Source organism: Stenotrophomonas sp. YJH_SMC_127, from assembly GCF_059372445.1.
Genome location: NZ_JCAFVO010000001.1, coordinates 347429 through 374117, shown reverse-complemented (window position 1 = coordinate 374117; position 26689 = coordinate 347429). Strand labels below are relative to the sequence as shown.

Below are 26689 nucleotides of genomic sequence, written 5' to 3'. Positions count from 1 at the left end.
CTGGTTTCCTGAGGGAAGGCGGGGTGGGTCCGGTTGCGGGAGACGCCGTAAACCCATCCATGGGGGCTTGGCCGCGGCATCCATGCCGCGGACACTCCCGCAACCGGACCCATCCCGCCTTTGACAGTGTCCTGCGAACTGTCGGAATGGCTCTTGGGGTCAGATCCGTTTTCCTGCGGAAAACGGATCTGACCCCGTATTCAATTCGATATCTGAGAGAAAAATCGTGTCGACCAAGCTCGACACCTACCAGGAGCAACAGCAACCGCCGTGGTTGCCGGCCGCCCCGCCATCCCACGGAATGCACGCTGTTGCTGTTGCTGTTGCTGTTGCTGTTGCTTCGGCCGTTGCCGTTGCATCGGCAGGTGCAGGGCGCAGCCCTGCCGAAAAACCTACTTCACCCGACGGCCCGCGCGGTCGATGCGGAACCACTCCCCGCCTTCCATCGGCGTGTGGCCATCGGCATCCGGCGTGCCGCGCCGACAGCCGTTGCAGACCTCGGCCACGCCATCCTGGAACGGCCACCCGAAATCGTAGGTGCCGGGCACCACCTGGCGGAACGTCAGGTCGAAGTAGCCGACGCGGTTGCCGACGCGGCCGCGCAGCAGGCCTTCCTGCGGTGTTTCCGGGCCGTTGTCCCAGGTCAGCACAGGCAGGCTGCGGCCCTTGCGGTCGACGTAGTGGAAGCCCTGGTCGGCATACACCACGGCCAGGCCGTGGTCGTCGTAGCTCAGGTCCTTCAGCGCATCGGCGCTGATCTTCGGCCGGTGATCGACCACCTCGCAGTTGGGCAGCGGCCACAACCCGTGTTCGTCGGTCAGCAGCTTGCAGGCCGGCGCCTGCGCCAGCGCGCTGGAACCGGCCAGTACGCCGAGCAGGACCAGCGACCGCGCGAAGCGGCCGCGGTCGAGGCGGGCCTGCCGCACGATCACTTGGCCTCGGCCTTGCGCTCGAAGGCCGTCGGTGCCGGCAGCTGCACCGGCACGCCCTTGTCATCGCAGGTGCCGGCCTGGCACAGGCGCTCGCGCAGGGCCGGGGTGGCCTGCACGATCATGTGATAGATCGCGTTCTGTTCCAGCGTGCCGCGGATCGCCTTGCTGCCCGGGCCACGCGCCCAGATGCCGACATCCTCACCACCGTGCGATTCGGACTTCATCGGCACCAGTGCTTCCTGCATGTAGTCCGGATGCTCGGTGTCGACCTCGCGCAGGTTCGGGCGGCCGTTGGCCGGTTCGAAGCTGCTCGGGTTGTGCGGGTAACGCTTCGGGCCGGCCGGCTGCTGGTTGCTGCTGCCGGTATGGCCCGGGCCGTTGGCATAGCTCAGCGTGGTGTACGGCTGGCCGGTGCCGTCCAGCGCGTAGTCCAGCTTGCCGGCACCATCTTCGCCGCCCTTGTCCTTCACCTTGCCCAGGATCGGATTGCCACGTGCCGGGTAGCCGACGAAGTTCAGCGTATGCGAGTGGTCGGCGGTGACGATGATCAGGGTGTCGTCGGCCGAGGTCAGTTCGTTGGCCACGCGCACCGCGTCGGACAGCGCCACGGTCTCGGTCAGTGCACGGTAGGCGTTGCCGCTGTGGTTGGCGTGGTCGATGCGCGCGCCTTCGATCATCAGCACGTAGCCTTCCTGGTGCCTGGCCAGATTCCTGATCGCTGCAGCCGTCAGTTCGGCCAGGCTCGGCTCACCGCCCGGATCCTGCGGGCGCTCGTATTCGTAGCGCATGTGGTCCGGTTCGAACAGGCCGAGGATGGCCGGCGCATTGGCGGCCGCCGCCAGCTGCTTGCTGTTCCACACGTAGGCACCCTGCGGGTGCGCCTGCTGCCATTCCTGCACCAGGCTGCGGCCATCCAGGCGCTGGCCGACCTTGTCGTCGTATTCCGGATCGCGCTCTTCCACGGTGGTGAATTCACCGCGACCGCCGCCGAGAGCGACCAGCGGGCCGCGCCCATAACGCGAGGTCGACAGCAGCTGCTGTGCGATGTCCTTGCAGCCTGCAGCCTTGGCCGCTTCAGTCAGGTCGGTGTCGTTTTCCCAGTTGCGCTCGGGCGAGTGCGCATAGGTGGCAGCAGGGGTGGCATGGGTCAGGCGCGCGGTGGACACCACACCGGTGGCCAGGCCGGCGCTGTCGGCCAGCTGCAGCCAGGTCAGCAGGCCCTTGGACAGGCTGTCGGCGCAGTCGGTGCGGCTGCCGGCGCTGACACCGATCGCGCCCATGTGGGTCTTCACGCCGGTGGTGATGGCGGTCATGGTGCCGGCCGAGTCCGGCGTCTGCGAATCGGTGTTGTAGGTCTTGCTGAACGCCGTGGCCGGGAAGCGCTCCCAGGACAGCAGGTTCTCCTCGCCCGAGCCACCCTTCTGCTGGCCTTCGTAGATGCGCGAGGCGGCCACGGTGGTCAGGCTCATGCCGTCGCCGAGGAACAGGATGACGTTCTTCGCCTTGCCGGACATCGCGCCGTTGGCGGCGGCCTGGGCGGCGCCACTGCGGTACCACCATTGCGGGGTCTCGCCGGCAGGATGGGCGACCGGGTCGACGGTGACCTTCAGGCCGGCCGGAACAGAGGCGGGGGTGGTGCTGGCGCAGGCGCCCAGCAGCAGGGTGGTGGCGCAGGCGGCCAACATTGAGACGGAACGGCGCATGGACGCTGGGATCTCACAAACTGTAACGGGACGTTCATTATGCCCGCCCCTGCAAGGCACGCCGATGACACACTGATTTGCCGGCCGGGCGGTCGTTCTGCGGGCCGCCTTGGGCTATCGTGCCAGCATCCCTTCCTTCCCCTCTGGATTGCCTATGAAGCTGGTCTCTGCCTGGCTGCGGATTCCATTCTGGCAGCGCGTGGTCGGTGGCTTCGTGCTCGGCGCGCTGGCCGGCTGGGCGCTTGGCCCGGCCGCGGAAACGTGGTTCGGCCCGCTCGGTGAGCTGTACGTCACCCTGATCAAGATGATCGCCGTGCCGCTGGTGTTCTTCGCGGTCATCAACGCGATCTCGTCGCTGCACGGGCAGAAGTCGGTCGCCGCGCTCAGTGGCCGCACCTTCCTGTGGTTCGTGATCACCGCGGCGCTGGCGGTATGCGTTGGGCTGGGCGTGGGGACCGTGCTGCAGCCCGGTGCCGGCGGGCTGCAGCTGACAATGGCCAGCAACTACGTGCCGCGCGAAGTGCCCAGTGTGGTGCAGGTGCTGCTGGACGTGGTGCCGGCCAATGTCTTCTACGCGCTGTCCGGCATCGGTACCAAGGTCAATGCGGCCGGTGAGACCGTGCTGGCGGCCGGTCGCGGCTCGATCCTGCCGGTGATCTTCTTCGCAGGCCTGGTGGGCTTTGCCATCGTCAAGCTGGGCGAGAAGGTGACCGAGGCGCGCAAGCTGGTCGGCCAGATGAGCGACATCATGATCCAGGTGACCCGCTTCGTGCTGGAAGTCACCCCGATCGGTACCTTCGGCCTGATCGCCGGCCTGGTCGGCAGCTATGGCTTCGAGAAGCTGCTGCCGCTGGGCCATTTCGTGCTGGCCCTGTACGTGGCCTGCGCCCTGCACATCGTGGTGGTCTACAGCGCGCTGCTGCTGGCGCACGGCCTGAACCCGCTGAAGTTCTTCCGCGGCGCGGCGCCGGGCATGCAGGTGGCCTTCGTCAGCTCGTCCAGCTTCGCCGCGATGCCGGTGGCGCTGCGTTCGATCACCCACAACCTGGGCGTGAACAAGGACTACGGTTCATTCGCGGTGCCGCTGGGCGCCAGCATCAAGATGGATGGCTGCGGCGCGATCTATCCGGCGCTGTGCGCGGTGTTCATCGCGCAGTACAGCGGTGTGCCGCTGACCCCGGAGCAGTACGTGGTGGTGCTGATCGCCTCGGTGCTGGGCAGCTTCGGTACGGCCGGCGTGCCGGGTACCGCGGTGATCATGGCCACGGTGGTGCTGAGCGCAGCCAACCTGCCGCTGGAGACCATCGGCTATCTGTATGCCATCGACCGCATCCTCGACATGATGCGCACGATGACGAATGTGACCGGCCAGATGCTGGTGCCGGTGATCGTGGCCAAGGAAACCGGGCTGCTGGACCAGGCGGTGTATGACAATCCGTCCAGCAATGTGGGCGTGGACGATCCTGACCCGACACCGCCACGCAGCTGAGGTTGCGTGGAGATGAAAGGCCCGCCCTGACCGGCGGGCCTTTCGTTTGGGAGATGGCTGACGCGCTGCCGACCGTGGTAGATCCACGCCATGCGTGGATGGAGGCGGTGCCGACCAAGGTCGGCAGCTACCCACCATTACGCGGGCCCAACAAAAAAGCCGCTGCAGGGCAGCGGCTTTGCTTTGCGTATCAGGCGGCGCTGTGACGCCAGCCGGTCAGAGGTCGACGCGGCGGGCCTGCATGAACTTGTTGCCCCAGTAGCCACTGAGCAGGGTGTCCACGCGGACGTCCTTGCCCGAGCTCGGCGCATGCAGGAAACGGCCATCGCCGACGTAGATGCCGACGTGGTCGACGCGGCCCTTGCGGCCGAAGAACACCAGATCACCCGCGGCCAGCGCGGTGCGGTCGTTGATCAGTTCGGCATTGTCATCGTGGGCCATCTCGCGCGAGACGCGCGGAAGTTCGATGCCCAGGGCCGAACGGAACACATAACCGACCAGGCCGCTGCAGTCGAAACCGCTGTCCGGGTTGCTGCCACCCCAACGGTACGGGGTGCCCAGCAGGGTCATCGCGCGGCGCAGCAGCGACTGCACCTTGCCGTTGTCGGCGGCGGTGCCGACGACGCTGCCATTGGCGGCGCTGCTGGTGTCGTAGTTGGCGAGCAGGCGGCTGAGGTCGCCGGCCACCACGGCCGAGCGGTCCATCAGCGGAATGGTGTCGTTGGCGGCCAGGTGCGGCAGCAGGGCGGCCAGCGTGGCACTGGCGGCGGCATCGACGCGGCTGCGCTGCGGAGCGGCAGCCTCGGCCTTGGCGGCCGGTCGGGCGGTGCTCTCGGCCACCGGGGCCGGGGTCACATCGGAACGGTTCGGAGCAGTCTGCGACCAGGCCGGAAGGCTGGTCAGACACAGTGCCAGGCCAAGCAACAGCGGGCGGGCACTACGTGAAGATACGGAAGTCTGGCCTTCGCTTTTCAGGTCGTCAGTCGTCACGCGTCGGTCACAGGAAAAAAACGATGGGGCATCATGCCCTGTAAAAGCGCGGATAAGTTAAAAATTCCGTTAGTAATTCGTTAGTTACACAGTGATGTTCGTCACAGTTTTGAATATATCGCCTGTTCATTTTAGCGAAGGACGCGTTTCGCCCCTGTGTAGTGGTCCTTCCAGTAGGGACCGCTGAGCGAGTCCAGGCGCACGGTGCCGCCGGTGCTCGGCGCATGCACGAAGCGCCCTTCACCTACATAAATACCGACGTGGGTGACGCTGCCGCGGCTGCCGAAGAACACCAGGTCGCCGGTGGCCAGGCGCTGCGGGTCGATCTTCGGGCCCTGCACCGCCGCCAGGTCGCGGGAGGTGCGCGGCAGCCGCAGGTCCAGCATCTCGCGATAGACATAAGCGACCAGGCCGCTGCAGTCGAAGCCCGAATCCGGAGTGTTGCCGCCATAGCGGTAGGGCGTGCCGACCAGGCTGATGGCGCGCATCAGCACCGAGTTGGCAGCCTCGGGGTTGTCCGGCACGGTCTTTGGCCAGTTCGCCGTGGGCGGGGGCGGGGCCGGGCGGGTGGCCTTGCCACCGCCACAGGCGGTCATCAACAGGGGCAGGGCCAGCAGCAGGGCCGGGGCGAGAAACCGGCGCTGGCCGGACGAAACTGGCGTGATGTGCATGATCTCCGGATAATGCGCCACCTTGGATTGGCCGTCATGATGGCGGCGTCCCCGCCGGGCGACAACCCGCCCCAACCCGCCTGCCTCCGGCAGATCCAGACAGAGTTGCGCATGAAGATCGAAAAAGACCGCGTTGTCCGCTTCCACTACACCGTTTCCGAAGTCGGCCAGGAGCCGATCGAATCGTCCAAGGACCGCGGCGAGCCGCTGGCGATCCTGATCGGTCACGGCAACATCATCCCGGGCCTGGAAAACGCCATGATGGACAAGGAAGCCGGCGCGACCTTCAACGTCGACGTCAAGGCGGCCGATGCCTACGGCGAGCGTCGTGAGGGCCTGTCCCAGCGCGTGCCGAAGAAGCACTTCGGCAATACCAAGCTGGCGCCGGGCCAGCAGGTCGTGCTGCAGACCAACTTCGGCCCGCGTGCGGTGACCGTGCAGAAGGTCGGCATGAGCGTCGTCGACGTTGACCTGAACCATCCGATGGCTGGCAAGGACCTGCACTTCGACGTCGAAATCGTCGACGTGCGCGAAGCCGGCAAGGAAGAGCTGGACCACGGCCACGTCCACGGCGACGGCGGTCACCAGCACTGATCGCAGCGCGATCGTGATGGCAGCAATGGCCCGCTTCGGCGGGCCGTTGCGTTTCTGGAACACGCCGCGGCCATCCATGGTGCACGGGCCGGCGGCATAATGGCGGACCTGCCTGACGGACGCCCCGTGAACGCCGCTTCTCCTTCCCTGCAGCCGGTGGCTTCCGGCGAACGCATCGCCGTGCTGGACGTGCTGCGTGGTGCTGCGCTGCTGGGCATCCTGCTGATGAACATCGAGGCTTTCAGCGGCCCGCTGGACCTGGCCTTCACCGGCATTGACGTGCACTGGCGGGGCATCGATTACTGGGCCGACGCCTTCGTCTATGTGTTCGTGCAGGGCAAGTTCTTCACCCTGTTCTCGCTGCTGTTCGGTGCCGGCTTTGCGGTGATGGCACAACGCGCCGAGGTGGCCGGGCGCGACTTCACCCCGTTCTACCTGCGCCGCAGCGCCGGCCTGCTGCTGATCGGCCTGTGCCATGCACTGCTGGTCTGGTCCGGCGACATCCTGGTGATGTATGCGCTGGTCTCGTTGCCCTTGCTGGCCTGCCGCGAGGCGCCGCGCAGCTGGCTGCCGTGGATGGGCGTGATCGTCTACCTCGGCGGTGTAGCGATGATGCTGCTGGTGGGTGCGATGGTGTCGATGGCGTCGGCCGAAGAGGTGCAGGGCATGCTTGCCGAGGCGCAGCAGAGCATCGACCTGCAGCGGCAGGTGTACGGGCAGGGCAGCTGGGCGCAGGCCACTGTGCAGCGCCTGAGCGAGTTCGGCACCTCGATGGGCGCGTTGCTGATCAGCGGCCCGGAAGTGCTGGGCATGTTCCTGCTCGGCAGCTGGTTCGCCGGCAGTGGCGCGCTGGCGACGCCGGAGCGCTTCCCGCGGCTGTACGCGTCGCTGCGCTGGATCGCACTGCCGCTGGGGCTGCTGGTCACACTGCTGGGGGTTGCCTGGAAACCCTACCTTGCACCCGGCGCCTACAACCTGCCGGTGACCGCGGCGATGGCCCTGGTCACGGTTGGCGGGCTGCCGATGTGCCTGGGCTACCTGGCGTGGATCGTGCACTGGCGCACGCGGCTGGCGTGGCTGGCGCCGGTGGGGCGCATGGCGTTGACCCACTATCTTGGCCAGTCGCTGCTGTGTACCTGGACCTTCTACCACTACGGCCTGGGCAGGTTCGAGATGATGCCGCGCAGCGTGCAGCTGCTGTTCGCGCTGCTGTTGTTTGCCGTGCAGGTGGCTGTTTCGCACGCGTGGCTGGCGCGCTTCCGCTTTGGTCCGATGGAATGGCTGTGGCGTGCAATGACCTACCGGCAGTGGCCACCGATGCGGCGCAGGACGAAGCAGGGGTGAGCGATGAGCGCGCACGCGCTGTGCCGATCGGCCGCGCGCCCGCGCATCCTCACGTCTGGCCTGCAGCGGGGCATGGCATGCTCGGCGTCAGCATGAGCGCCGGCATCGGCCAGCGGATCGCCGATCTCGTCTGCGGCCACACGCCAGCGATCGATCCTGCCCCTTACCGACCCGAGCGATTCCGATGAGCACTGCATCCTATGATTACGACCTGATCGTCCTTGGCGGCGGCTCCGCCGGCCTGGCCGGTGCGATCCGCGCCGCGCAGCATGGCAAGCGCGTGGCGATGCTGGAACCCGGCGAACTGGGCGGAACCTGTGTCAATGTCGGCTGCGTGCCGAAGAAGGCGATGTGGCTGGCGGCCGACCTGCACGAGCGCATCGGCCTGGCCAATGCGATGGGCTTCGATGTCGAGGCACGCCCGGCGCTGTCGTGGAAGGAACTGGTGATCCATCGCCAGGCCTACATCAGCAACATCCACACCAGCTACCACAAGCGCCTGGACGAAACCGGCGTGGTGCGCATTCCGGCACGTGGCCATCTGCTTGATGCGCACACCGTGGCCTGCAGTGATGGCGTGCACTACAGCGCCGAACACATCCTGATCGCCACTGGCGCGCATCCACTGCGTCCGGATATTCCCGGCGCGGAGCTGGGCCTGGTCTCCGATGATTTCTTCGACCTGCGTGCGGCGCCGGCCGAGGTGGCGATCATCGGTGGTGGTTACATCGCGGTGGAGCTGGCTGGCCTGCTGCAGGCGCTCGGCAGCCGCGTGAGCCTGCTGGTGCGCGGCAAGCGCCTGCTGGAGCGCTTCGATTACGAGCTGACCGATCAGCTGGCCGAGAACCTGAAACAGCAGGGCGTGCGGATCCATTTCGACTATCGCCTGCGCGAACTGCAGCGCGATGGCGAGCGCGTGCGGGCGTTCGGCCATGACGGCCCGATCGACAGTGTGTTCGATGCGGTGTTCTTCGCTGCCGGCCGCCGCGGCAACAGCCGTGGCCTGGGTCTGGAAGCGCTCGGCATCGACATCGGCGAGCACGAGCAGGTGCAGGTGGACGAGTGGCAGACCACCCGCGTGCCGAGCGTGCACGCGGTCGGTGACATCGCCGGCAAGGTCGGCCTGACCCCGGTGGCGGTGGCCGCTTCGCGGCGGCTGATGGACCGCCTGTTCGGGGGGCGCCCGCAGTCCAAAATGGATTACGAGAACGTGGCCAGCGTGGTTTTCTCGCATCCGCCGCTGGGCGCGGTGGGCATGAGCGAGGAAGAAGCGCGCCGGCGTTTCGACCAGGTGAGCGTCTACCACAGCCGCTTCCGCCCGATGCTGCAGGCGCTGGCCAATGGTACCCAGCGCAGCCTGTTCAAGATGGTCTGTGCCGGCCCGGAAGAACGCGTGGTAGGCATCCACCTGCTGGGCGAAGCGGCCGACGAGATCCTGCAGGGCTTTGCGGTGGCGGTGAAGATGGGCGCGACCAAGGCCCAGTTCGACGACACCGTGGCGATCCACCCGACCTCGGCCGAAGAAGTGGTGCTGATGCGCTGAGCCGGGATGTTGTGGGGCCGAGCCCTGCTCGGCAGCCTTTCGCACCGGCCTGGCGACGCAGAGCGCAGGCTCGGCTCTACAGGGCAGCGGGCGCCCCCATGCGACAATGAGCGTCCCCCACGCCTTACCGGGCCGCTCTGCGCGGCCCGCCGTCGTCCTGATGTCCACTCCCGCTTCCCGCATCGCCACTGCTTCCCCACGCATTGCGCTGGGCGGCATCGGCCTGGCCGCGATCGGCGCCATCGCCGCGTCGGGCAAGGCGATCATCGTCAAGCTCGGCCTGCGCCACGGCGTCGATGCCACCACGCTGCTCGCCCTGCGCATGCTGATGGCGCTGCCCCTGTTCGTACTGATGGCACTGTGGGCCGCGCGCCGGGCCGAGCCGTTGTCCTGGGCCGACCGTGCCCGCGTGCTGTGGCTGGGTTTCACCGGCTACTACCTGTCCAGCCTGCTCGACTTCCAGGGACTGCAGTACATCAGCGTGACTCTGGAGCGGCTGATCCTGTACTTGAACCCGACCCTGGTACTGCTGATCAACGTGCTGCTGGCGCGCCAGCGGCCGGGCCGCTGGCAGATCGGTGCGCTGGTGCTGAGCTACCTCGGCGTGCTGCTGGCCTTCGGCCACGATCTGCAGCGCGAGGGTGGGCAGATCATCGTCGGCAGCCTGCTGGTGCTGGGCAGTGCCCTCAGCTATGCGCTGTACCTGTTCGGCAGTGGGCAGGTGGTCGCGCGCATCGGTGCGGTGCGGCTGACCGCCTATGCCAGCTGCGTGGCCAGCGTGCTGGTGCTGCTGCATTTCGCGGTGACCCATCCGCTGCCGCTGCTGTGGCAGGCACCGGCGCCGGTGCAGTGGCTGTCGTTGGTCAATGCCACCGTGTGCACGGTGCTGCCGGTGCTGGCGATCATGCTGGCGGTGCAGCGCGTGGGTTCGTCGCTGGCCGCGCAGGTCGGTATGCTGGGCCCTGTTTCCACCATCGTGATGAGCCTATGGCTGCTCGACGAACCGATGGGGCCGGCGCAGATCGCCGGCACCGTGCTGGTGCTGATCGGCGTTCTGCTGGTGACCCGCCTGCGGCGCTGACGCCGGAGCAGGCGCGTGCGCGCATCCTGGCGGTGATCCGCGCAATCCCGGCGGGGCAGGTGATGGGCTACGGCCAGGTGGCGATGCGCGCGGGCCTGCCCGGGCGTGCACGCCTGACCGCACGCATCCTGGGCCAGAACGACGACCCGGACCTGCCCTGGCACCGCGTGCTGCGCTCGGACGGGCGCATTGCCATGGAAGAAGGGTCGGCCGGCTGGCGCGAGCAGTCACAACGGTTGCGCGCCGAGGGTGTGCGGGTGGAGAACGGCCGGGTGCGGATGCCGGCGACCGATCCGGCGGCGGCGCTGGACGCAGCGGTGTGGGGCCCGGGCTGAGCACCGCTGGCGACTGAACAGGCCGGACCTGCGGGTCGCCAACAAGACACGATGCTGCGGCTATGATGGAGGCCGTTCCATGCCGGTGCTCCCATGTTCCCGCGACTGCCAACCGTCACCAAGGCCCTGCTGATCGCCAACGCGATCCTGTTCCTGCTGCAGCAGCCGTTCCTGCTCGGCATGCAGACCTTCGAGCCGTTCATGCTGCAACCGTTGCAGCAGGGCTTCGACGCTTTCTCGCCGGGTGGCAACTTCCAGCCTTGGCAGCTGCTGACCTACGGTTTCCTGCATGGCAGCTTCGGCCATCTGTTCTTCAACATGCTGGCGGTCTTCATGTTCGGCGCGCCGCTGGAGCAGACCTGGGGCGAGAAGCGCTTCCTGCTGTACTACCTGGTGTGCGTGGCCGGTGCCGGTGTCTGCCAGCTACTGGTGGGTACGCTGCTGGAAAACCCTGCCACGGTGCTGGGCGCCTCCGGCGGCGTGTTCGGCCTGCTGCTGGCCTACGGCATGCTGTTCCCGAACCAGCGGGTGATGCTGCTGTTCCCGCCGATCCCGATGAAGGCGCGCACTTTCGTGATCCTGTTCGGTGTGGGCGAGCTGGTGCTGGGCATGACCGGCTGGCAGCCGGGCGTGGCCCACTTCGCGCACCTCGGCGGCATGCTGTTCGGCTGGTTGCTGATCCGCTACTGGCGCGGGCAGCCGCCGTTCAAGCGCCGCCCGCCCGGCCCACCGAAGCGCCCGAACCATCTGCGCAGCGTCAAATGATCCGAAGGATCATTTGACGCTGCAGGTGCCGACCGTTGGTCGGCACGCCTCTACAGATCCTGCAACACCACCTGCGCCGCGTTGTGCCCCGGTGCACCGGTGACGCCACCGCCGGGGTGTGTGCCCGAACCGCACAGGTACAGCCCGGGCAGGGCGCCACGATAGCCGGCCTGGCCGACCATCGGCCGTGCCGAGAACAGCTGGTTGGCGCTCAGTGCGCCGTGGAAGATGTCGCCGCCGACCAGGCCGAAGGTGCGTTCCAGATCCAGCGGCGACAGCACCTGCCGACCGAGCACGCTGGCGGTGAAGCCGGGCGCATGCCGTTCGACGGTGGCGATCATCAGGTCGGCCACGATCTCCCGGTGATCGTCCCAATGGCGGCCTTCAGGCAACACCGGCGCCACATGCTGGCAGAACAGGCTGGCCACGTGCTGCCCGGGCGGCGCCAGCGAATCGTCCAGCGTGCTCGGAATCAGCATTTCCACGATCGGTTCGCGCGCCCAACCGTCGCGGCGCGCATCCAGCCAGGCGCGGTCCATGTAATCCAGGCTGGGTGCCATGATGATGCCGGCGCTGAGGTGATCGCCGGGCCCGGGCAGGGCGCGGAACTCCGGCAGCCGCGACAGCGCCACGTTCATCCGGAACGTGCCGGAACCGCAGCGCCAGTTCGCCATGCGTTCGCGTGTCGCGTTGGGTACCTGTGCCGGTTCCAGCAATTGTTCGTACAGCAGTTTCGGATTGACGTTGGCGACCACCGTGCGTGCGCGCAGGATCTCGCCGTTGGCCAGTTCGACGCCCACCGCGCGGCCCTGTTCGATTCGCACGCGCTGCACGCCGGCCTCCACGCGCAGTTCCGCCCCGGCCTCGCGTGCCGAGGCTGCAATCGCCTGGCTGATCGCGCCCATGCCGCCGATCGCATGGCCCCACGCACCCTTCACGCCATTGCACTGGCCGAATACGTGGTGCAGCAGTACGTAGGCACTGCCCGGTGTATAGGGGCTTGCGTAGTTGCCGACGATGCCATCGAAGCCGAACAGCGCCTTGATCGGTTCGCTTTCGAACCAGCGTTCCAGATACTCGGCTGCCGACAGCGTGAACAGGTCCAGCAGCTCCTGCCGCAGCGAGGCATCCAGCGTGGCCAGTTCACGACCAAGACGACCCATCTGCCACAGCGCAGGCAACGCCCGCCAACCACCCGCAACGCCGGCATCCGGTGGCGCGCGCAGGGCCCACGCGCGCAGCACATCGGCGAAGATCTCCAGGCGCGCTTCGTATTCGGGAAGCCGCTGCGCATCCCGCTCGGAGAACTTCGCGACCTCTGCCTGGGTGCGGCCCGGTGCCGACAGCAGGTAACGACCATCCTCCATCGGCAGGAAGTTGTTGACCGGGCGATTGATGATGCGCAGCCCATGCGCATGCAGTTGCAGGTCGTCGATCACCTTGGGCTGCAGCAGGGACACCGTGTACGACGCCACCGAGTTGCGGAAGCCGGGATGGAATTCCTCGGTGACTGCGGCACCGCCGAGAACGCCACGACGTTCCAGCACCAGCACCTTCTTTCCAGCGCGCGCCAGATAGGCCGCGCAGACCAGGCCGTTGTGGCCGCCACCAACGACGATCGCATCCCAGGACATCAACACCTCGCAAAAAGGGGACGGAGGGGATTAAGTCGCAATCTGCATCTGCACACGGGGCATGGGGAGAAACGACTTAATCCCCTCCGTCCCCTTTTTTGATTGCCGCTTCGATGGTGGCGATGTCGATCTTCTTCATCGGCATCATCGCGTTGAAGGCGCGCTTGGCCAATGCCTTGTCCTTGCTGGTCACGGCTTCGATCAACATGCGCGGGCTGATCTGCCAGGAGATGCCCCAGCGATCCTTGCACCAGCCGCATTGGCTCTCCTGTCCACCGTTGCCGACGATCGCATCCCACAGGCGGTCGGTCTCGGCCTGGTCCTCGGTCTGGATCTGGAAGGAAAACGCTTCGCTGTGCTTGAACGCGGTGCCGCCGTTGAGGCCGACGCAGGGAATGCCGCAGACCGTGAACTCGACCGTCAGCACGTTGCCTTCCTTGCCATCCGGAAAGTCGCCGGGGGCGTGATGCACGGCGATCACCGCGCTGTCGGGCAGGATGCTGGCGTAGAAGGTGGCGGCCTCGAGCGCGCCGTTGTCGTACCAGAGGCAGATCGTGTTCTTGTGTGCCATGTCGGGGCTCCGCGATGGACGAAGCCGCAGCGATAGCACGCGCGGTGTTAACCCGGGATCGTGCTGCACCCGCAAAAAAGGGCGCCCGAAGGCGCCCCCTGTACTACGGGTAGTGCGCGTGGCTCAGCGCCAGACCTTGATCTGGTCGGCTTCGCTGCGCTGCATCGGCTGGCCGGCCTTGCAGCTGAAGGTGGCACCGAATGCCGGCAGGTTGGCCAGCGTGCCGTTGCTGCGCCACAGGCCCGGCGCGCGGATGTCGGCGGTCAGGCGGCGCACGGCCTCGTTCGGCGACAGCTGCTGTGCCCACAACGCCGACCAGGCGCGGAAGAAGCCCTGCTGCTGTGCCGGCTTGGCCTTCGGCTCCTGCGCGGTATAGGCCGCCCAGGCCAGTTCCAGACCGGCGATGTCGGCCAGGTTCTCTTCCTGGGTGAGCGTGCCGTTGACCTTGGCACCCTTCACGCCCGGGAAATCGTAGGCGCTGTACTGCGCGGCCACGCGGTTGCCAAGCAGGGTCCAGGCGGTCTTGTCGGCCGGGGTCCACCAGCTGCGCAGTTCGCCCTTGGCGTCGACCAGTGCACCCTTGGCGTCGATCGCACGGGTCAGCTCATGGCCGACCAGGCCACCGAAGCTGCCGAACTTGTCGGCGGCGTCGGCCTTGGCATTGAACACCGGGCCCTGCAGGATCGCCGCGGTAACGATCAGGCGGTTCTGTGCCAGGTCGTAGGCCAGCGACGGCTGCTGCGGCAGCACGTCCCAGCGGCGGTCGGCGTTGCCCTTGCCGATGCGCTTCATTTCCTCGCGGTGGCGCCAGGTCGACGCGATCAGCATGTTGCCGCCGAACGAACCGCGGCCCATCGGCTGCACGCTGTAGTCGAGGTCGCGCAACGGGGTGCCGATCTCGATCTTCAGCGCAGCCAGCTTGGCCTGCGCTTCGGTCTTGGCTTCGGCGCTCATCCAGCTGTTGTTCTTGACCGCCTCGATCTGCACTTCGCGCAGCTTGTCGACGATCCACGCCGCCTGGCGACGGTCTTCGGCCGACAGGTAACGGGCCGCATATTCGCGGCCGACCATCGGGCCGGCGGCCACGTTGATCGCCTCCAGCACGTCTTCCCAGCGCTGCGGCGGCAGCGTTTCGCCACGCAGCACGCGGCCACGGAATTCAAACTCCGCGTCGCGGTAGGCCTTGGACAGGTACGGTGCCATCGAGTCGCCCACGCGCCAGCGCAGGTAGGCCTTCCACTGGTCCGGCTTGAGCTTGGTGACCATGCCATCGAGCTGCTTGAACAGGCCCGGGTCGGCCAGCGAGACCAGGTCGTCGTCCACGCCCTGTGCCTTCAGGAACGCGTCCAGCTGCAGGTTGCGGTAACGGCTGTTGAGCTCCTTGGTGGAGATCGGCGCGTAGTTGTTGAACGGGTTGTTGATGCCGGCCAGCGACTGCGCATTGCGCGCCAGCTCGGTCTCCAGCGCGATCACCGCCTGCGATTCGGCATCGAGCCTGGCCGCCGGGGTGCCGGTCAGCGCCAGGATCTGCTTGACGTAGTTGCGGTAGCGCCCCATCAGCGCCACGGTATCGGCGTCGGTGCGGGTATAGAACGCCGGGTCCGGCAGGCCCATGCCGCCCTGCATGAAGTAACCGATGTGGCGGTCCAGTGCCTTCAGGTCGACGTCCGGGCCGAAGTTGAAGGCCACCGGGATGCCCACCTGGTGCAGCGCGGCGATCGAGGCCGGCACATCCTTGGCCTTCTTGATGGCGTTGATGCGGGTCAGCAGCGGCGCGATCGGGTTGGAGCCGTCCGCTTCCACGGCGGCTTCGTCCAGGCCGCTGGCCCAGAAGTCGCCCAGCAGCTTCTGCACGTTGCCCTGCGGCGACTTCATCGCGGCGTCAAGCAGTTCACGCTGCTGCTGGCGGCTGCGCTCGACCAGCTGGCCGAGCGCGGTGGTGGCACCGGTCTGCGGCACAGGGTTGGCCTTCAGCCAGCCTGCGTTGGTGGCGTCGTAGAAGTCGCTGCACTGGGCGCTGACGGCCGGGGCGCGCGCGGCCTTCTTCTTGGCGGCGAACGCATCGTGGGTCGGGACCAGCGTCGCCAGGCTGATGCCCAGGGCGATGGCAAGCGGACGGAAATTGGGCATGTGGAACGAATCCGTGATGGATTGAGGGCGCGCGCACTATAGCAAGCCGTGCATGGGCGCGGCATGCACGCGTCACGGTGGCGCCGCCGGGCCGTGCGCCGACCAGGGTCGGCATCTACCAACGGCCTGGGCCATGCGTGGATGACGGGCGCTGTGAAAAACAAAGGCCCGGGATTCCCGGGCCTTTGCAGGTCTGCCGCAGCGTCAGCCGTCGCTTACCAGATCACCACCTGCTGCTCGCCGGTGCGGGCCATCGGCGAACCGGCCTTGCACTGGAACGCGGCAGCGAAGGTCGGCAGGTTCGACGGCGCACCCATGGCACGGAACTGCGCCGGGGCGTGCGGGTCGGTGGCCAGGCGGACCTTGGCGTTTTCCGGGGTGTACTTGGTGCGCCACACGGTGGCCCAGTTGAAGAAGAAGCGCTGGTCGCGGGTGAAGCCGTCGACCTTCGCATCTTCCTTGCCGGCGGTGGCCTTCTGCAGGGCGTCGTAGGCGGTGGCCAGGCCGCCCAGGTCGGCGATGTTCTCGCCCAGGGTCAGGTGGCCGTTCACTGCCTGGCCGTCGACCTTGTACTGGTCGAACTGCTTGACCAGCTTGCCGGTGAGGCCTTCGAAGTTCTTCTTGTCGGCCGGGGTCCACCAGTCTTCCATGTTGCCGGTCGGCCCGAAGCGTGCGCCCTGGTCGTCGTAACCGTGGGTCATCTCATGGCCGATCACCGCACCGATGCCGCCGTAGTTCAGCGCGTCGTCGGCCTTCGGATCGAAGAACGGCGGCTGCAGGATGGCGGCCGGGAACACGATCTCGTTCTGCAGCGGGTTGTAGTAGGCGTTGACGGTCTGCGGGGTCATGCCCCACTCGGTCTTGTCCACCGGCTTGCCGATCTTGGACAGGTTGAACTTGTAGTTGAACTCGTTGGCCGCGCGCACGTTGCCCAGGTAGCTGTCGCGCTGGGTCTGCAGGCCCGACCAGTCGCGCCACTTGTCCGGGTAACCGATCTTCGGGGTGAAGGTTTCCCACTTGGCGATGGCCTTGGCCTTGGTTTCCTCGCTCATCCAGCTCAGGCCCTGGATGCGGTCCTTCAGCGAGGCGGCCAGGTTCTTCACCAGTTCTTCCATCTTCGCCTTGGCTTCCGGCGAGAAGGCCACCTTCACGTACAGCTGGCCGAAGGCTTCACCGGCATCGTTTTCGATGGTGCCCAGCACGCGCTTCCAGCGCGGCTTCTGCTCCTTCTGGCCGTTGAGGGTCTTGCCGTAGAACTCGTAGTTCTCCTGCACGAAGGCATCGGCCAGGTACGGCGAGGCGCTGTCCACGGTGTGGAAGCGCAGGTAGGCGCGCCACACCGACGGATCGGTGTCGGCCAGCGACTTGCTCACTTCCTCATGGAAGGCCGGCATGGCCAGCGAGAACTTCTCCGGCGCGGCCACGCCCTGCGACTTGAAGAACTCGGTCCAGCTGAAGTTCGGGGTCAGCTTGTCGGCGTCGGCCAGGGTGACCGGGTTGTAGTACAGCTCGACGTTGCGCGACAGCTCCACGCGCGACTTGGAGGCCTTGGCCAGGCGGGTTTCGAACTTGACCACGTCCTCGGCCTGCTTGGCTGCATCGGCCGCGGCCACGCCGGACAGCTCCAGCACCTTGGCGACATGCGCCTGATAGGCCTTCAGCTTGTCGGCGTTCTTGGCATCGGTGTAGTAGGTGGTATCCGGCAGGCCCAGGCCGCCCTGGCTGGCATAGGCCATGTTCACCCCGGAGTTCTTGAAGTCGGCTTCAGCGCCGAAGCCGAACAGGAGGTTGTCACCCTTGGCGGCGCTGGTGCGCAGGTAGTTGGCGATGGCCGCCTTGTCCTGCAGGCCGTCGATCGCAGCCAGGTCGGCCTTCAGCGGCTCGATGCCCTGGGCGTTGATCTTGGCTTCGTCCATGCCGGTGGCCCACAGGTCGCCGACGATCTTCTCGATGTGGTTCGGGTTCTTGACCTGCGCAACCTGTTCGGCCAGCTGGTGCTGCACGGCCACCGAACGCTCGTCGAGGATGGTGAACGCGCCCCAGCTGGTGCGGTCGCCCGGGATTTCATTGGCGGCCAGCCACTTGCTGTTGACGTAGTCGCCGAAGGCGGTGCACGCGTCCTTGGTGTTGTCCAGGTCGCTCGGCTGGAAGGCGTTGTAGGCCGGCAGCTTGCTGTCGTCCAGCTTGTAGGTGGTGGCTTCGGCGGTGGCCGGGGCGGGGGTCGCGGCATCCTTGGCCGGGGTTTCGTTCTTGCCGCAGCCGGCCAGCACGGCCGACACGGCCAGGCTGAGCAGGACGATCTTGGGAGTGCGCGTCATCACTATTCTTGGCCTCCAGGCCGAGTGAGTCAGGGAGAAGCCGCAGGTACGGCCGTGGGCCGAACGATACGCCGCCGGCCTGGCCTGCAAGGGTGTCGAAGGTCATGTCCGGGCGCAAGGGGCCAGAACGTGCAAGGGCGCCCCGTGGGCGCCCTTGCAGGAAGCGGTGCGGCTTACAGGCCGCCGCCGCCGCAGCCCTTGCCCAGGTAGTCGTCGATCAGCCTGAGCTGGTCACCCATGATCGCGCGGGTCCAGGCGGGACCATGCGCGTAGTCGGCGATGGCGTGAAACTCGACCGGCTGCCCCGAACCCCTGGCCTTGTTCACGAACCACTCCGACTGCTCGATCGGCACCGTGCGGTCGCGGTCACCGTGGTAGACCATCAATGGAATCTTCATTTCACCGGCCTTGTCGACCGGGTTGAGGCCGGCCACGGTCGGCGCCTGGGCCTGGCGGAAGAACGGGTTGGTATAGAAGCGCGACCAGATCTTCTTGATGTCCGAAACGCCGGCACCGGCGATGGCGCACTTGTACAGGCCATTGGGACGCACCGAAGCCGCGAACGCCGAGTAGCCGCCATAGGAGAAGCCGAACATGGCGATGTGGCCGGGCTGGGCGATCTTCTGGTCGATCATCCACTGCGCGCCATCGTCCTTGTCGTCCTGCATCTTCTGGCCCCATTCGGCATCACCGGCCATCCACAGCTTGCGGCCCCAGTCGGCCGAGCCGCGGAACTGCGGGCGCAGGACCGCCATGCAGCGTGATGCCATCAGCGGTACCCACATCGAGCCGTCGAAGTCCATGCCATCGCGTGCCCACGGGCCGCCGTGCGGATGCACCACGGCTTTCCACGGGCCGGCACCGCACAGCTCGGTGCTGGGCGTGGTCAGGAATGCCGGAATGTCCAGCCCGTCGCGTGCCTTGTAGTAGACCAGCCGGGTGGTGCCCAGCGCGGCTGGCTGGATCTGCGGATAGGTCTTGGCCAGCAGGGTCAGCTTGCCGTCGTGCAGCAGGTGATACTCGGGCGGGTTGGAAGGGCCGGAGGTAGCCACCAGCACATTGGAAAGATCGGCGGTGTAGTCGACGATGCGGTAGCTCAGGCCTGTATCGTAGTTGGCGGTGTAGCGCTGGCCGTTCGCGGTATCGACCATCGCCAGCGGCTCCTGGCGGATGCCAAGCGCCTGGCGCAGCCCCTGGTCCAGGGCCTTCATGCGCGGAGAGGTCCACTGGATGTCGTCGCCGCGCGGACCGGCGTAGCCGATTCCCATGATCTCGCCGAAGGGTACCGCACCGCTCCGGTGGCGGTTGATCAGCATCGAGCCGGCGTTGAACAGTTTGTGCTCGAACAGCACTTCCTTCTGCTTGCGGGCCGTGATGTCGTACTCGTAGACGATTGATTTGTCGCGGCCGACATTGCTGAGTACGAACGCGATGTTCGGATCATCGGCAAAGCCGATCACCTGGTTGACGTCGCGGTTCTTCACGTAGGAGCGGAAATGCTCCTCCCAGGCACCGTTGGCAGGCGAGCGGAACTCGGTGGCGACGTAGGCGCCGGTACCGTCGACGTCCTGCCGCAGGCGTGCCCGCAGTTCACTGTCCAGGTCGGTGATATAGCCCGCCACGCGCTCTTCGGTCTTCTGGATGCGCTGGGAGGTGAAGTTGCGCAGGTCGACCTTGTAGACGTCACCGGAACTGCTGCCCGAACCGTTGACCACCAGGATGTGGTCGGGATCGTTGGGCAGGGTGTCGAGCACCGTGGCGTTGGCCAGTGCCTGCTCGAGCTCTTCATTGCGACTGGAGGCGCGCGGCGGCGTGATCGGCTCCTTCCACTGCTTGCCTTCGATGTCGGTGATGAAGAACTTGCTGACGAAGGTCTTGGTCACCCGGTCGGCGCGCAGGTCATAGGGTTGCCACAGCACGACGGCCAGCTGTCCGTTCTTGATGAACGACACGCTCTGGAACTTCATGCGGTTGGCGCCGATCACCGTGGGTGGCTTGTCCAGTGCATCGGTCCGCCAAACCACGATCACGCGCTCCTCGCCATCGGCGCGAAGGCCGGCGATGTGTTTTCCGTCTGGTGACAACGACAGGCTGGAGATGGCCGGGAAGGCGGCCATCTGTTCGATGGTGGGCGCCACAGGCTTGGCGTGCAGCAACGGTGAAAGGCTGGCCAGGGCCGCCAGCAGCAGGGCTCGCTTCATTGCAACCTCGGAATGCGTTGGCACCGGCCTGCGGAGAATCCGGTGCCTGAAATGGAACCGCCGCCCCGAAGGGCGGCGGTTGCAGGGAGCAGGATCAGAACGAACGCGTGATGTTCAGGAAGTAGCTGCGACCGAAGTAGTCGAAGCCGCTGTACAGCAGCGCGTTGCCGACGGTGTTGTAGATACCCTGGGAGATGGTCGGCGGCTTGCGGTCGGCGAAGTTGCGCACGCCACCGGTGACCGACCACTTGTCCGCTTCATACTTCACCGAGATGGCCTGCAGGAAGTAGTTCGGGGTGTACAGCTTGTACGCCGAGGTGGCCGGATCGAAGTCACCCGGGTTGCGCTCCTCGTAGTACGCGTAGCTGTCCATCTTGTCGATCCAGTCCAGGCCGTAACGCACCTGCCAGTTCTTCCACTTGTAGCTCAGGTCCAGCGAGGCGGTGTTTTCCGGACGCGACAGCATGCCGTTGTAGTCCACCAGCGGATCGTCGGAGAAGACCTTGCTGGCCTGTTCCAGGTAGTGGGTGAACTGCAGCGTGGTGCGCAGGGTGCCTGGGCCGATTTCGCGGACATAGCGGGTGGTGAAGTCCAGGCCACGGACCTTGTCGGTGGACAGGTTGATGAAGCCGTTGGTCACCACCAGTTGGTTGTTGACCGGGTTGCGGGCCACCAGGCGGCACAGACCCGAACCGGAGGAGAAGTCGGCACTGCCGCTGTCGTAGCAGCGCGACAGGATGTTCGCGCCGCCCGCGCTGTCGACGCCGTTCTTCACTTCGATGTCGAAGTAGTCGGCGGCGAAGGACAGGTCACCGAAGCCGCTGCCGAATTCCGGCTGGATCACCACGCCCAGGGTCTTGGCCTTGGAGGTTTCGGCTTCCAGGCCGGCCTCGGCACCACCCTGGGTGACCACGGTCACGCCCTGGGTGGCCAGGTAGTCCGGTGCCAGGCCCAGCGATGCGCAGTTCTGGTAACGCGGCGAGCTCGGGTTGCGATCACCATACTCGTTGCAGGGGTCGGCACTGCTGCTCAGGAAGCCGGTGGTGCCGCCCAGGAACTGTTCGAACAGCGCCGGTGCGCGGTAGGAGGTGCCGTACGACGCGCGGAACGACAGCCACTTCACCGGGGTCCACAGCGCGCCGATCTTGTAGGTCTCATCCGAGCCGTAGGACTTGTAGTCGGTGTAGCGGCCGGACAGGTTGACCGTCAGTTCCTCGGCAGCGGTGACGCCGGACAGCAGCGGCAGTTCCAGTTCGCCGTAGGCTTCGAACACCGAGTCCGAACCGCGGGTCGGAGTGGCGTTGGTCAGGTTGTACAGGTCGGCATTGATCGAGTACGGCGACGGGGTGTCGTCGATGCGTGCCTTGCGGTACTCGACGCCGAACGCACCACCGGCCGAACCGTACGGCATGTCGAACAGCGGGCCGTTGACGTTGAAGTTGACCGTCGTTTCCTTGTACAGCGTGTTGCCGGTGACCGGCACGAACACCCAGTCCTTCCAGTCCTGCGGCAGCTTGCCACCGATGGTGTTGGTGTTCAGCGCCGGCGCGGCGATGCAGCCGTTGGAACCGTCCCGGCAGACATAGCCACCGGCACCGTTGGAGACCACGTCCAGGCTCTGGCGCAGGCGGCTGGTCAGGAAGCTCTCGAAGGTGTAGTCGGCGTCGCTGCGCGAGTGCATGACGTTGAAGTCATAGTTCCACTCCGAGCTCAGGTGGCCACGCAGGCCGGCATTGAAGCGCAGGAAGTCGACGTTCTGCTTGTTGGTGTCGTTGCCGAAACCGATGAACGCACGCACGCCCAGGTTCTTGCCGCTGGTCTGGTCGGTCGGAGCACCGGCAACGCTGTCACGCAGGTTGGCCGGGATCAGCGGGCTGCCCACGGCATAGTCCAGGGTCAGCTGGCGATAGCCGGTCTGGGTCGACTTGCGCTTGTTGCCCAGGAACTCGTAGTACAGCTCGGCATCGCCCAGTGCGTTGAGGTCGAAGCCACCCTGCAGGTACAGGGTGTGGGTCTTGGTCGGCGAGATCAGCGACTGGTTGCGCATGGCCGGATCGAAGGTGTCGCGGGTGTTCAGGTCCACGCCTTCGTAGCCCACCAGGCCGGTGGTGATGGCCGCATTCGGGCGCCAGCGGTTGAAGCGGGTGCCGGCGCCGCCCGGGGCCGCAACACCGGTACGGGTGTTGGTGCCGATGGTGTTCAGCGTGGTGCCGCCGGCATCGAGCGACCAGCACTTCGGCTTGCCGGTCAGCGGGTCGATGAAGTCGCCGCTGCCCCAATAGTCGCCCGCGTCGATGTCGCGGTACATGTCGGTCGGGCAGCCACCGGCCCAGCTGCGGTCGGCCAGGGTCAGCTCGTTGCGGGTGTAGTACTCATAGGAGCCGGAGAAGTGCGAGCGCTCGCCGGTGGCACCGAACATGATGGAGTAACGGCGCTCTTCACCGCCGCCGCCATCGGTGGCGTTGTGCTGTGCTTCGAAGCTGACGCCATCGACCTTCTTCTTGGTGATGATGTTGATTACGCCGGCAACGGCGTCGGAGCCGTAGATCGAGGACGCACCGTCCTTCAGGATTTCGACGCGGTCGACGATCGAGTTCGGCAGCACGTTCAGGTCGGTCGAGCCCACCGAGCCGCGGGTACCGGCCGGCGACACGCGGCGGCCATTGAGCAGGATCAGGGTGCGGGTCGGGCCGAGGCCGCGCAGGCCCAGGGTGTTGGCGCCCGGGCCACCGTCGGTGACGTAGCCGCCATAGGCGTTGTTGATCTGCGCCGCACCGGCGGTGACCGCGGTGCTCTGCAGGGCCGCCGTGGTCGAGTTGAAGCCGGCCAGGGTGGTTTCTTCACGGGTGACGACCTGCACCGGCGAGACCGAGTTGAACACGTCGCGGCTGATGCGCGAGCCGGTGACGGTCACCGTATCCAGATTGGTGGCCTTGGACTTGGATGCCTCTTCGGTGGTCTGCGTCGAGCCCGAGGCGTCCTGTGCGATCGCCGGGGCAGCCGCAGCGAGCAGCACGGCGGAGGCGAGGGCGAAGCTCAGCGGGTGCTTGCTGAGCGACTTGCGATTGATCATCTGAAATCCCCTTGAATCGAATGATTGCGTCGTACACCGGGACAGGTCCTTGTCGGCGTCTCCGTGTGCCCCTTGCCCGGGGTCGGCAGCGTGCTGCCACCCGGCGCTGGTACCGGCTTCACGTGCCGATGACCCGAGATTAACACGACATTAACCGAGCCTGTCAAACGTTCACGAGGGAGTCATGAAGCTGTGGGTGATGGGCGCGCCTTGCAGTGACAGGAGGGCCCATTTCTCCTTCATCTCATTGATATGTATTGATTTGTTTCGGTTCATGTCAAACGTGTCTGAACCGTGAACGGGATGTGGCCGTGCTGTGCGACGGACAAAAAAAGGCCCCGCCGAAGCGGGGCCTGGTCCAGACACGCAGTCCGGAATACGACGGGATCAGAAGTCGTACTTGACCTGGGCCGAGATCTGACGGCCGTAGACGCTGTAGAAGCCGTCGTTGAACGGGGTCGATTCGTTGCCCGGGTAGTTGTAGCGCTGGCCTTCCGGCAGCTTGTTGAACACGTTGTTGACCATCAGCGACAGGGTCAGATCGTCCTGCGCCTGGTAGTTCAGGCTCATGTTGTAGGTGGTGTACGAGCCCCACTTGCCGGCCTTGGCGCCGGAGGAGTGGACGTAGTCATAGCTGCGGCCGGTGTAGGCCAGGTAGTTCGGGGTGCTGCCGACGTAGTTGGCGTACAGGGTGGTGGTGAACTTGGAGATGGCCCAGCCCACCGACACATCGCCGCGCACCTTGGCGAAGTTGTCGTAGTACCACATGTTGTACGGATCGCTCAGCAGATCCAGCTTCTGTGCGCCCGGCAGCGGCACCACTTCACGCTTCAGCATGTTGGTGTAGTTGCCCGAGAACATCAGCGAACCGAAGCGGCCCAGGTCCTGCTGGTACTTGGCGCCGACGGTCACCGCTTCCAGGTTCTGGCTGGCCACGTTGAGCTTCGGGGTGTACACGCGGGCCAGGTTGCCACCGGCGTCGCGGGACACCCAGTCGGTCACGTTCTGGCAGCTGGCCGAGGTGTTGTTCGGCAGGCCGTTGCGGCACTGGTACTCGGCCAGCAGCAGCTGGTCGGTGCTCAGGGTCTTGACCTCGTTCTTGATCTTCCAGTTGTAGTAGTCGACCGACAGCGAGAAGTTGCTCACCGGGGCCCACACCACGCCCGCGCTCCACACGTCGGCGGTGATCGGCTTCAGGTCCGGGTTGCCGGACTTTTCGCTGTACACCGAGGTGGTCTTGTAGAACGAGCAGGCTTCGTCACGCAGCGCGTAGCCCATCTGGCTGCAGCGGTAGTAGTCGTTCTGGCCGGAGGCGAACGAGCCGCTCATGCCCTGGAAGGCATCGGACAGGGTCGGCGCACGGAATGCGGTGCCGTACTTGCCGCGCAGCAGCAGGCTCTCAACCGGGCGGTATTCCAGGCCGATGCTGTAGGTGGCCTTGTCAACGGTCTTGTCGGCGATCTTGAAGGCGTCGTAGCGGCCCGAGGCGCTGATGGTCAGCGACTCGAACACCGGCATGCGCAGTTCGCTGGTCACCGCGTAGTTGCTGCGGTGGCCGGCACCGGCCACGGCGGTGGCGCCCCAGGCGTTGCCATCGACGAAGGCCTGGTCGGGCGAGTAATCCCAACCTTCGCTGCCACCTTCCAGCACCACGGCCAGGCCGGCGTCGCCGCCCGGCAGGGAGAACAGCGAACCGTTGGTCACCTGCACGCGACCCAGGTTCTGCCAGGTCTTGCTGCGGTGGGTGCCATAGCCGGTGAAGCTGGCGAACTGGTCCGGGGTGATCGGCGAGTAGAACGCGGCGTAGTCCGGGTTGTAGATGCCGAAGCCATCAGCGGTGGTACCCAGGCGCGGGCCCAGCACAGTGTCGCCGAAGAAGCCTTCGATCTTGTCCTTCCAGCGCGCGAAGCGGTTCTGGTCCAGGCGGTATTCGCCGCGGGTGAAGCTGGCGCTGTAGTCCCAGTCGCCGACCATGCCCTTGCCGCCCAGGGTGACCTGGTAGGAACGGCTCTCATCGGAGTTCAGGATGTTGTTGTAGTGGCCCGGGCCGATTTCTTCCGGTGCGAAGGCGCGCTGCAGGTTCACGACCTTGCCCAGGCCCTGGTCGTAGAAGCCGCCCGTCACCGACTTGGTGCCCCACCACAGGGCGCTGGAGCCGGAGGTGAACTCGGTCTTCTCCTTGCTGTACAGCACATCGGCGAACAGCTGGAAGTTGTCGTTCACGTCGAAGGTCATCGACGAGTAGAACTGGCCGCTGTTCTTGCCGTTCTTCAGGGTCTTGTAGCCGGCGCTGTACACCGAGCCGCACGATTCGCCCGATGCACGCTTGCCGACGGTGGTGGTGCCGTCGTACAGGCCTGCGACGTTGGCGCAGCGGGTCGGGTCCATCATGTACAGCTTGTTGTCGGCGTTGCCGATGACGGCAAAGTCGTTCGACGGCAGCTGTGCGGTGTAACCGACCGGGTTGTTCTGCTTGGTGATGTCACGCTGGTAGCCCCAGATCGGGCTGCCGTTTTCGATCTGCACGTTGACCAGCGCGTGGAAGCGGTCGTCGAATGCATTGAAGCCCTTGGCGGCGCTGAAGCGGATGTTGCTGCCACCACCTTCGGTGTAGGTGCCGCCACGGATCGACATCGTGCCGCCGTCCATGCGTTCCTTCAGGATGATGTTGACCACGCCGGCGATCGCGTCCGAGCCGTACAGCGACGACTGGCCGCCCGGCAGGACCTCGATGCGCTCGACGATGTCGATCGGAATGCCGCTGATGTTGTTGAACGACTCGCTGCCGTTGTACAGCGCCGGATACGAGAGCATCGGGCGGCCGTTGATCAGGTACTTGGTGTAGCCCGGGTTCAGGCCGAACATGCCGGCGGCTTCGGCGCCCTGGGTGAACGCACCCGAGGTCTGTCCACCCTGCAGGCCGCCGGTGGTCAGCGACGACTGCTGCAGAACTTCAGCAACGCTGCTGAAGCCGCGGGTCTGGATGTCTTCGGCGGTGATGGACATCACCGGGGTCTGGGTTTCGACCTGGGTCTGCGGGATCAGCGAACCGGTGACGGTGATCTTGTCCAGGTTGGTCGCCTTGTCCTGGGCCATTGCCGGGGCGGCGGCCATCAGAGCGGACATCAGGGCGACAGCGAGCGTGTTGCGACGTGCGGTATTGCTGACGTGTTTCATGTAATTCCATTGGAGAGCAAAAACAAAAACGGCACTGCGCATGCGCCATCGCGCGGGCTGGAATATCCGGCTCCGCAGCTCAAAACAGTGCTCATCGAACGTAACATGAACTTAACAATCTGTGCACGAATCTGTCGC

At 66.0% G+C, this 26689-nt stretch carries 19 protein-coding genes and 1 pseudogene; 9 read left to right on the top strand and 11 right to left on the bottom strand.

The features are described from left to right. Positions 1 to 392: 392 nt before the first annotated feature. Complete coding sequence (locus tag AC5QAB_RS01725) at positions 393 to 932, bottom strand: WG repeat-containing protein (protein WP_197561790.1); 540 nt, start codon at positions 930 to 932, stop codon at positions 393 to 395. Continuing rightward, positions 929 to 2635: an alkaline phosphatase gene (locus AC5QAB_RS01720; protein WP_100450423.1), complete on the bottom strand. Its 1707-nt coding sequence runs from the start codon at positions 2633 to 2635 to the stop codon at positions 929 to 931. Before AC5QAB_RS01720 ends, AC5QAB_RS01725 begins: the two co-directional genes overlap by 4 nt. A 154-nt stretch (positions 2636 to 2789) precedes the next feature. Here AC5QAB_RS01720 and AC5QAB_RS01715 point away from each other — a divergent pair, with 154 nt between their 5' ends. Then, positions 2790 to 4124, top strand: a complete 1335-nt coding sequence (locus tag AC5QAB_RS01715; RefSeq protein ID WP_014647927.1) for a dicarboxylate/amino acid:cation symporter — start codon at positions 2790 to 2792, stop codon at positions 4122 to 4124. A gap of 53 nt (positions 4125 to 4177) precedes the next feature. Beyond that, on the top strand, positions 4178 to 4330 hold the full coding sequence (locus AC5QAB_RS01710; RefSeq protein WP_153643432.1) for a hypothetical protein: 153 nt from the start codon (positions 4178 to 4180) through the stop codon (positions 4328 to 4330). Positions 4331 to 4340: 10 nt separating this feature from the next. Here AC5QAB_RS01710 and AC5QAB_RS01705 read toward each other — a convergent pair whose 3' ends face one another. After that, positions 4341 to 5114, bottom strand: coding sequence for a C40 family peptidase (locus AC5QAB_RS01705; protein WP_005414115.1), 774 nt, complete (start codon positions 5112 to 5114; stop codon positions 4341 to 4343). Positions 5115 to 5245: 131 nt separating this feature from the next. Beyond that, the gene (locus AC5QAB_RS01700) at positions 5246 to 5785 is read right to left on the bottom strand and encodes a C40 family peptidase (protein ID WP_026347086.1); all 540 of its coding nucleotides are present in this window, start codon (positions 5783 to 5785) and stop codon (positions 5246 to 5248) included. Positions 5786 to 5896: 111 nt separating this feature from the next. Between AC5QAB_RS01700 and AC5QAB_RS01695 the strand changes: the two genes are divergently transcribed. From AC5QAB_RS01695 to AC5QAB_RS01665, 7 genes and pseudogenes are all read left to right on the top strand, one after another. Then, positions 5897 to 6379, top strand: coding sequence for an FKBP-type peptidyl-prolyl cis-trans isomerase (locus AC5QAB_RS01695; protein WP_014647924.1), 483 nt, complete (start codon positions 5897 to 5899; stop codon positions 6377 to 6379). Positions 6380 to 6478: 99 nt separating this feature from the next. Further along, positions 6479 to 7723 carry a DUF418 domain-containing protein gene (locus tag AC5QAB_RS01690; protein WP_041863671.1) on the top strand — a complete coding sequence of 415 codons (1245 nt, stop codon included), beginning with the start codon at positions 6479 to 6481 and terminating at the stop codon, positions 7721 to 7723. A gap of 26 nt (positions 7724 to 7749) precedes the next feature. Next, positions 7750 to 7911 (top strand): annotated as a pseudogene (locus tag AC5QAB_RS01685) (amino acid dehydrogenase); the annotation flags it as partial. Beyond that, positions 7908 to 9266, top strand: coding sequence for a glutathione-disulfide reductase (gene gorA / locus AC5QAB_RS01680; protein ID WP_014647922.1), 1359 nt, complete (start codon positions 7908 to 7910; stop codon positions 9264 to 9266). The pseudogene AC5QAB_RS01685 and the gene gorA, both read left to right, overlap by 4 nt. A 160-nt stretch (positions 9267 to 9426) precedes the next feature. Continuing rightward, on the top strand, positions 9427 to 10347 hold the full coding sequence (locus AC5QAB_RS01675) for a DMT family transporter (RefSeq protein ID WP_019660628.1): 921 nt from the start codon (positions 9427 to 9429) through the stop codon (positions 10345 to 10347). Beyond that, complete coding sequence (locus AC5QAB_RS01670; RefSeq protein ID WP_401730001.1) at positions 10254 to 10682, top strand: MGMT family protein; 429 nt, start codon at positions 10254 to 10256, stop codon at positions 10680 to 10682. The genes AC5QAB_RS01675 and AC5QAB_RS01670 overlap by 94 nt, the downstream gene beginning before the upstream one ends. Positions 10683 to 10775: 93 nt before the next feature. After that, on the top strand, positions 10776 to 11447 hold the full coding sequence (locus AC5QAB_RS01665; RefSeq protein ID WP_014647919.1) for a rhomboid family intramembrane serine protease: 672 nt from the start codon (positions 10776 to 10778) through the stop codon (positions 11445 to 11447). A gap of 50 nt (positions 11448 to 11497) precedes the next feature. Here the strand turns inward: AC5QAB_RS01665 and AC5QAB_RS01660 are convergent, their stop codons facing one another. The 7 genes from AC5QAB_RS01660 to AC5QAB_RS01630 all read right to left on the bottom strand — a co-directional run bounded on the left by AC5QAB_RS01660 (position 11498) and on the right by AC5QAB_RS01630 (position 26551). Continuing rightward, positions 11498 to 13081 carry an FAD-dependent oxidoreductase gene (locus tag AC5QAB_RS01660; RefSeq protein ID WP_197561894.1) on the bottom strand — a complete coding sequence of 528 codons (1584 nt, stop codon included), beginning with the start codon at positions 13079 to 13081 and terminating at the stop codon, positions 11498 to 11500. A gap of 76 nt (positions 13082 to 13157) precedes the next feature. Next, a complete protein-coding gene (locus AC5QAB_RS01655) occupies positions 13158 to 13652 on the bottom strand; it encodes a VOC family protein (RefSeq protein ID WP_014647917.1) in 495 nt (164 codons plus the stop codon). A gap of 123 nt (positions 13653 to 13775) precedes the next feature. Then, the gene (locus tag AC5QAB_RS01650; protein WP_032957468.1) at positions 13776 to 15782 is read right to left on the bottom strand and encodes a M13 family metallopeptidase; all 2007 of its coding nucleotides are present in this window, start codon (positions 15780 to 15782) and stop codon (positions 13776 to 13778) included. Between the two features lie 215 nt (positions 15783 to 15997). Further along, a complete protein-coding gene (locus AC5QAB_RS01645; protein WP_197561893.1) occupies positions 15998 to 18100 on the bottom strand; it encodes a M13-type metalloendopeptidase in 2103 nt (700 codons plus the stop codon). A gap of 173 nt (positions 18101 to 18273) precedes the next feature. Further along, positions 18274 to 20301: an alpha/beta hydrolase family protein gene (locus AC5QAB_RS01640; RefSeq protein WP_014647914.1), complete on the bottom strand. Its 2028-nt coding sequence runs from the start codon at positions 20299 to 20301 to the stop codon at positions 18274 to 18276. A 94-nt stretch (positions 20302 to 20395) separates the two neighbouring features. Next, a complete protein-coding gene (locus AC5QAB_RS01635; protein WP_032957471.1) occupies positions 20396 to 23374 on the bottom strand; it encodes a TonB-dependent receptor plug domain-containing protein in 2979 nt (992 codons plus the stop codon). 387 nt (positions 23375 to 23761) lie between these two features. Further along, a complete protein-coding gene (locus AC5QAB_RS01630) occupies positions 23762 to 26551 on the bottom strand; it encodes a TonB-dependent receptor domain-containing protein (protein ID WP_197561892.1) in 2790 nt (929 codons plus the stop codon). Positions 26552 to 26689 lie beyond the last annotated feature (138 nt).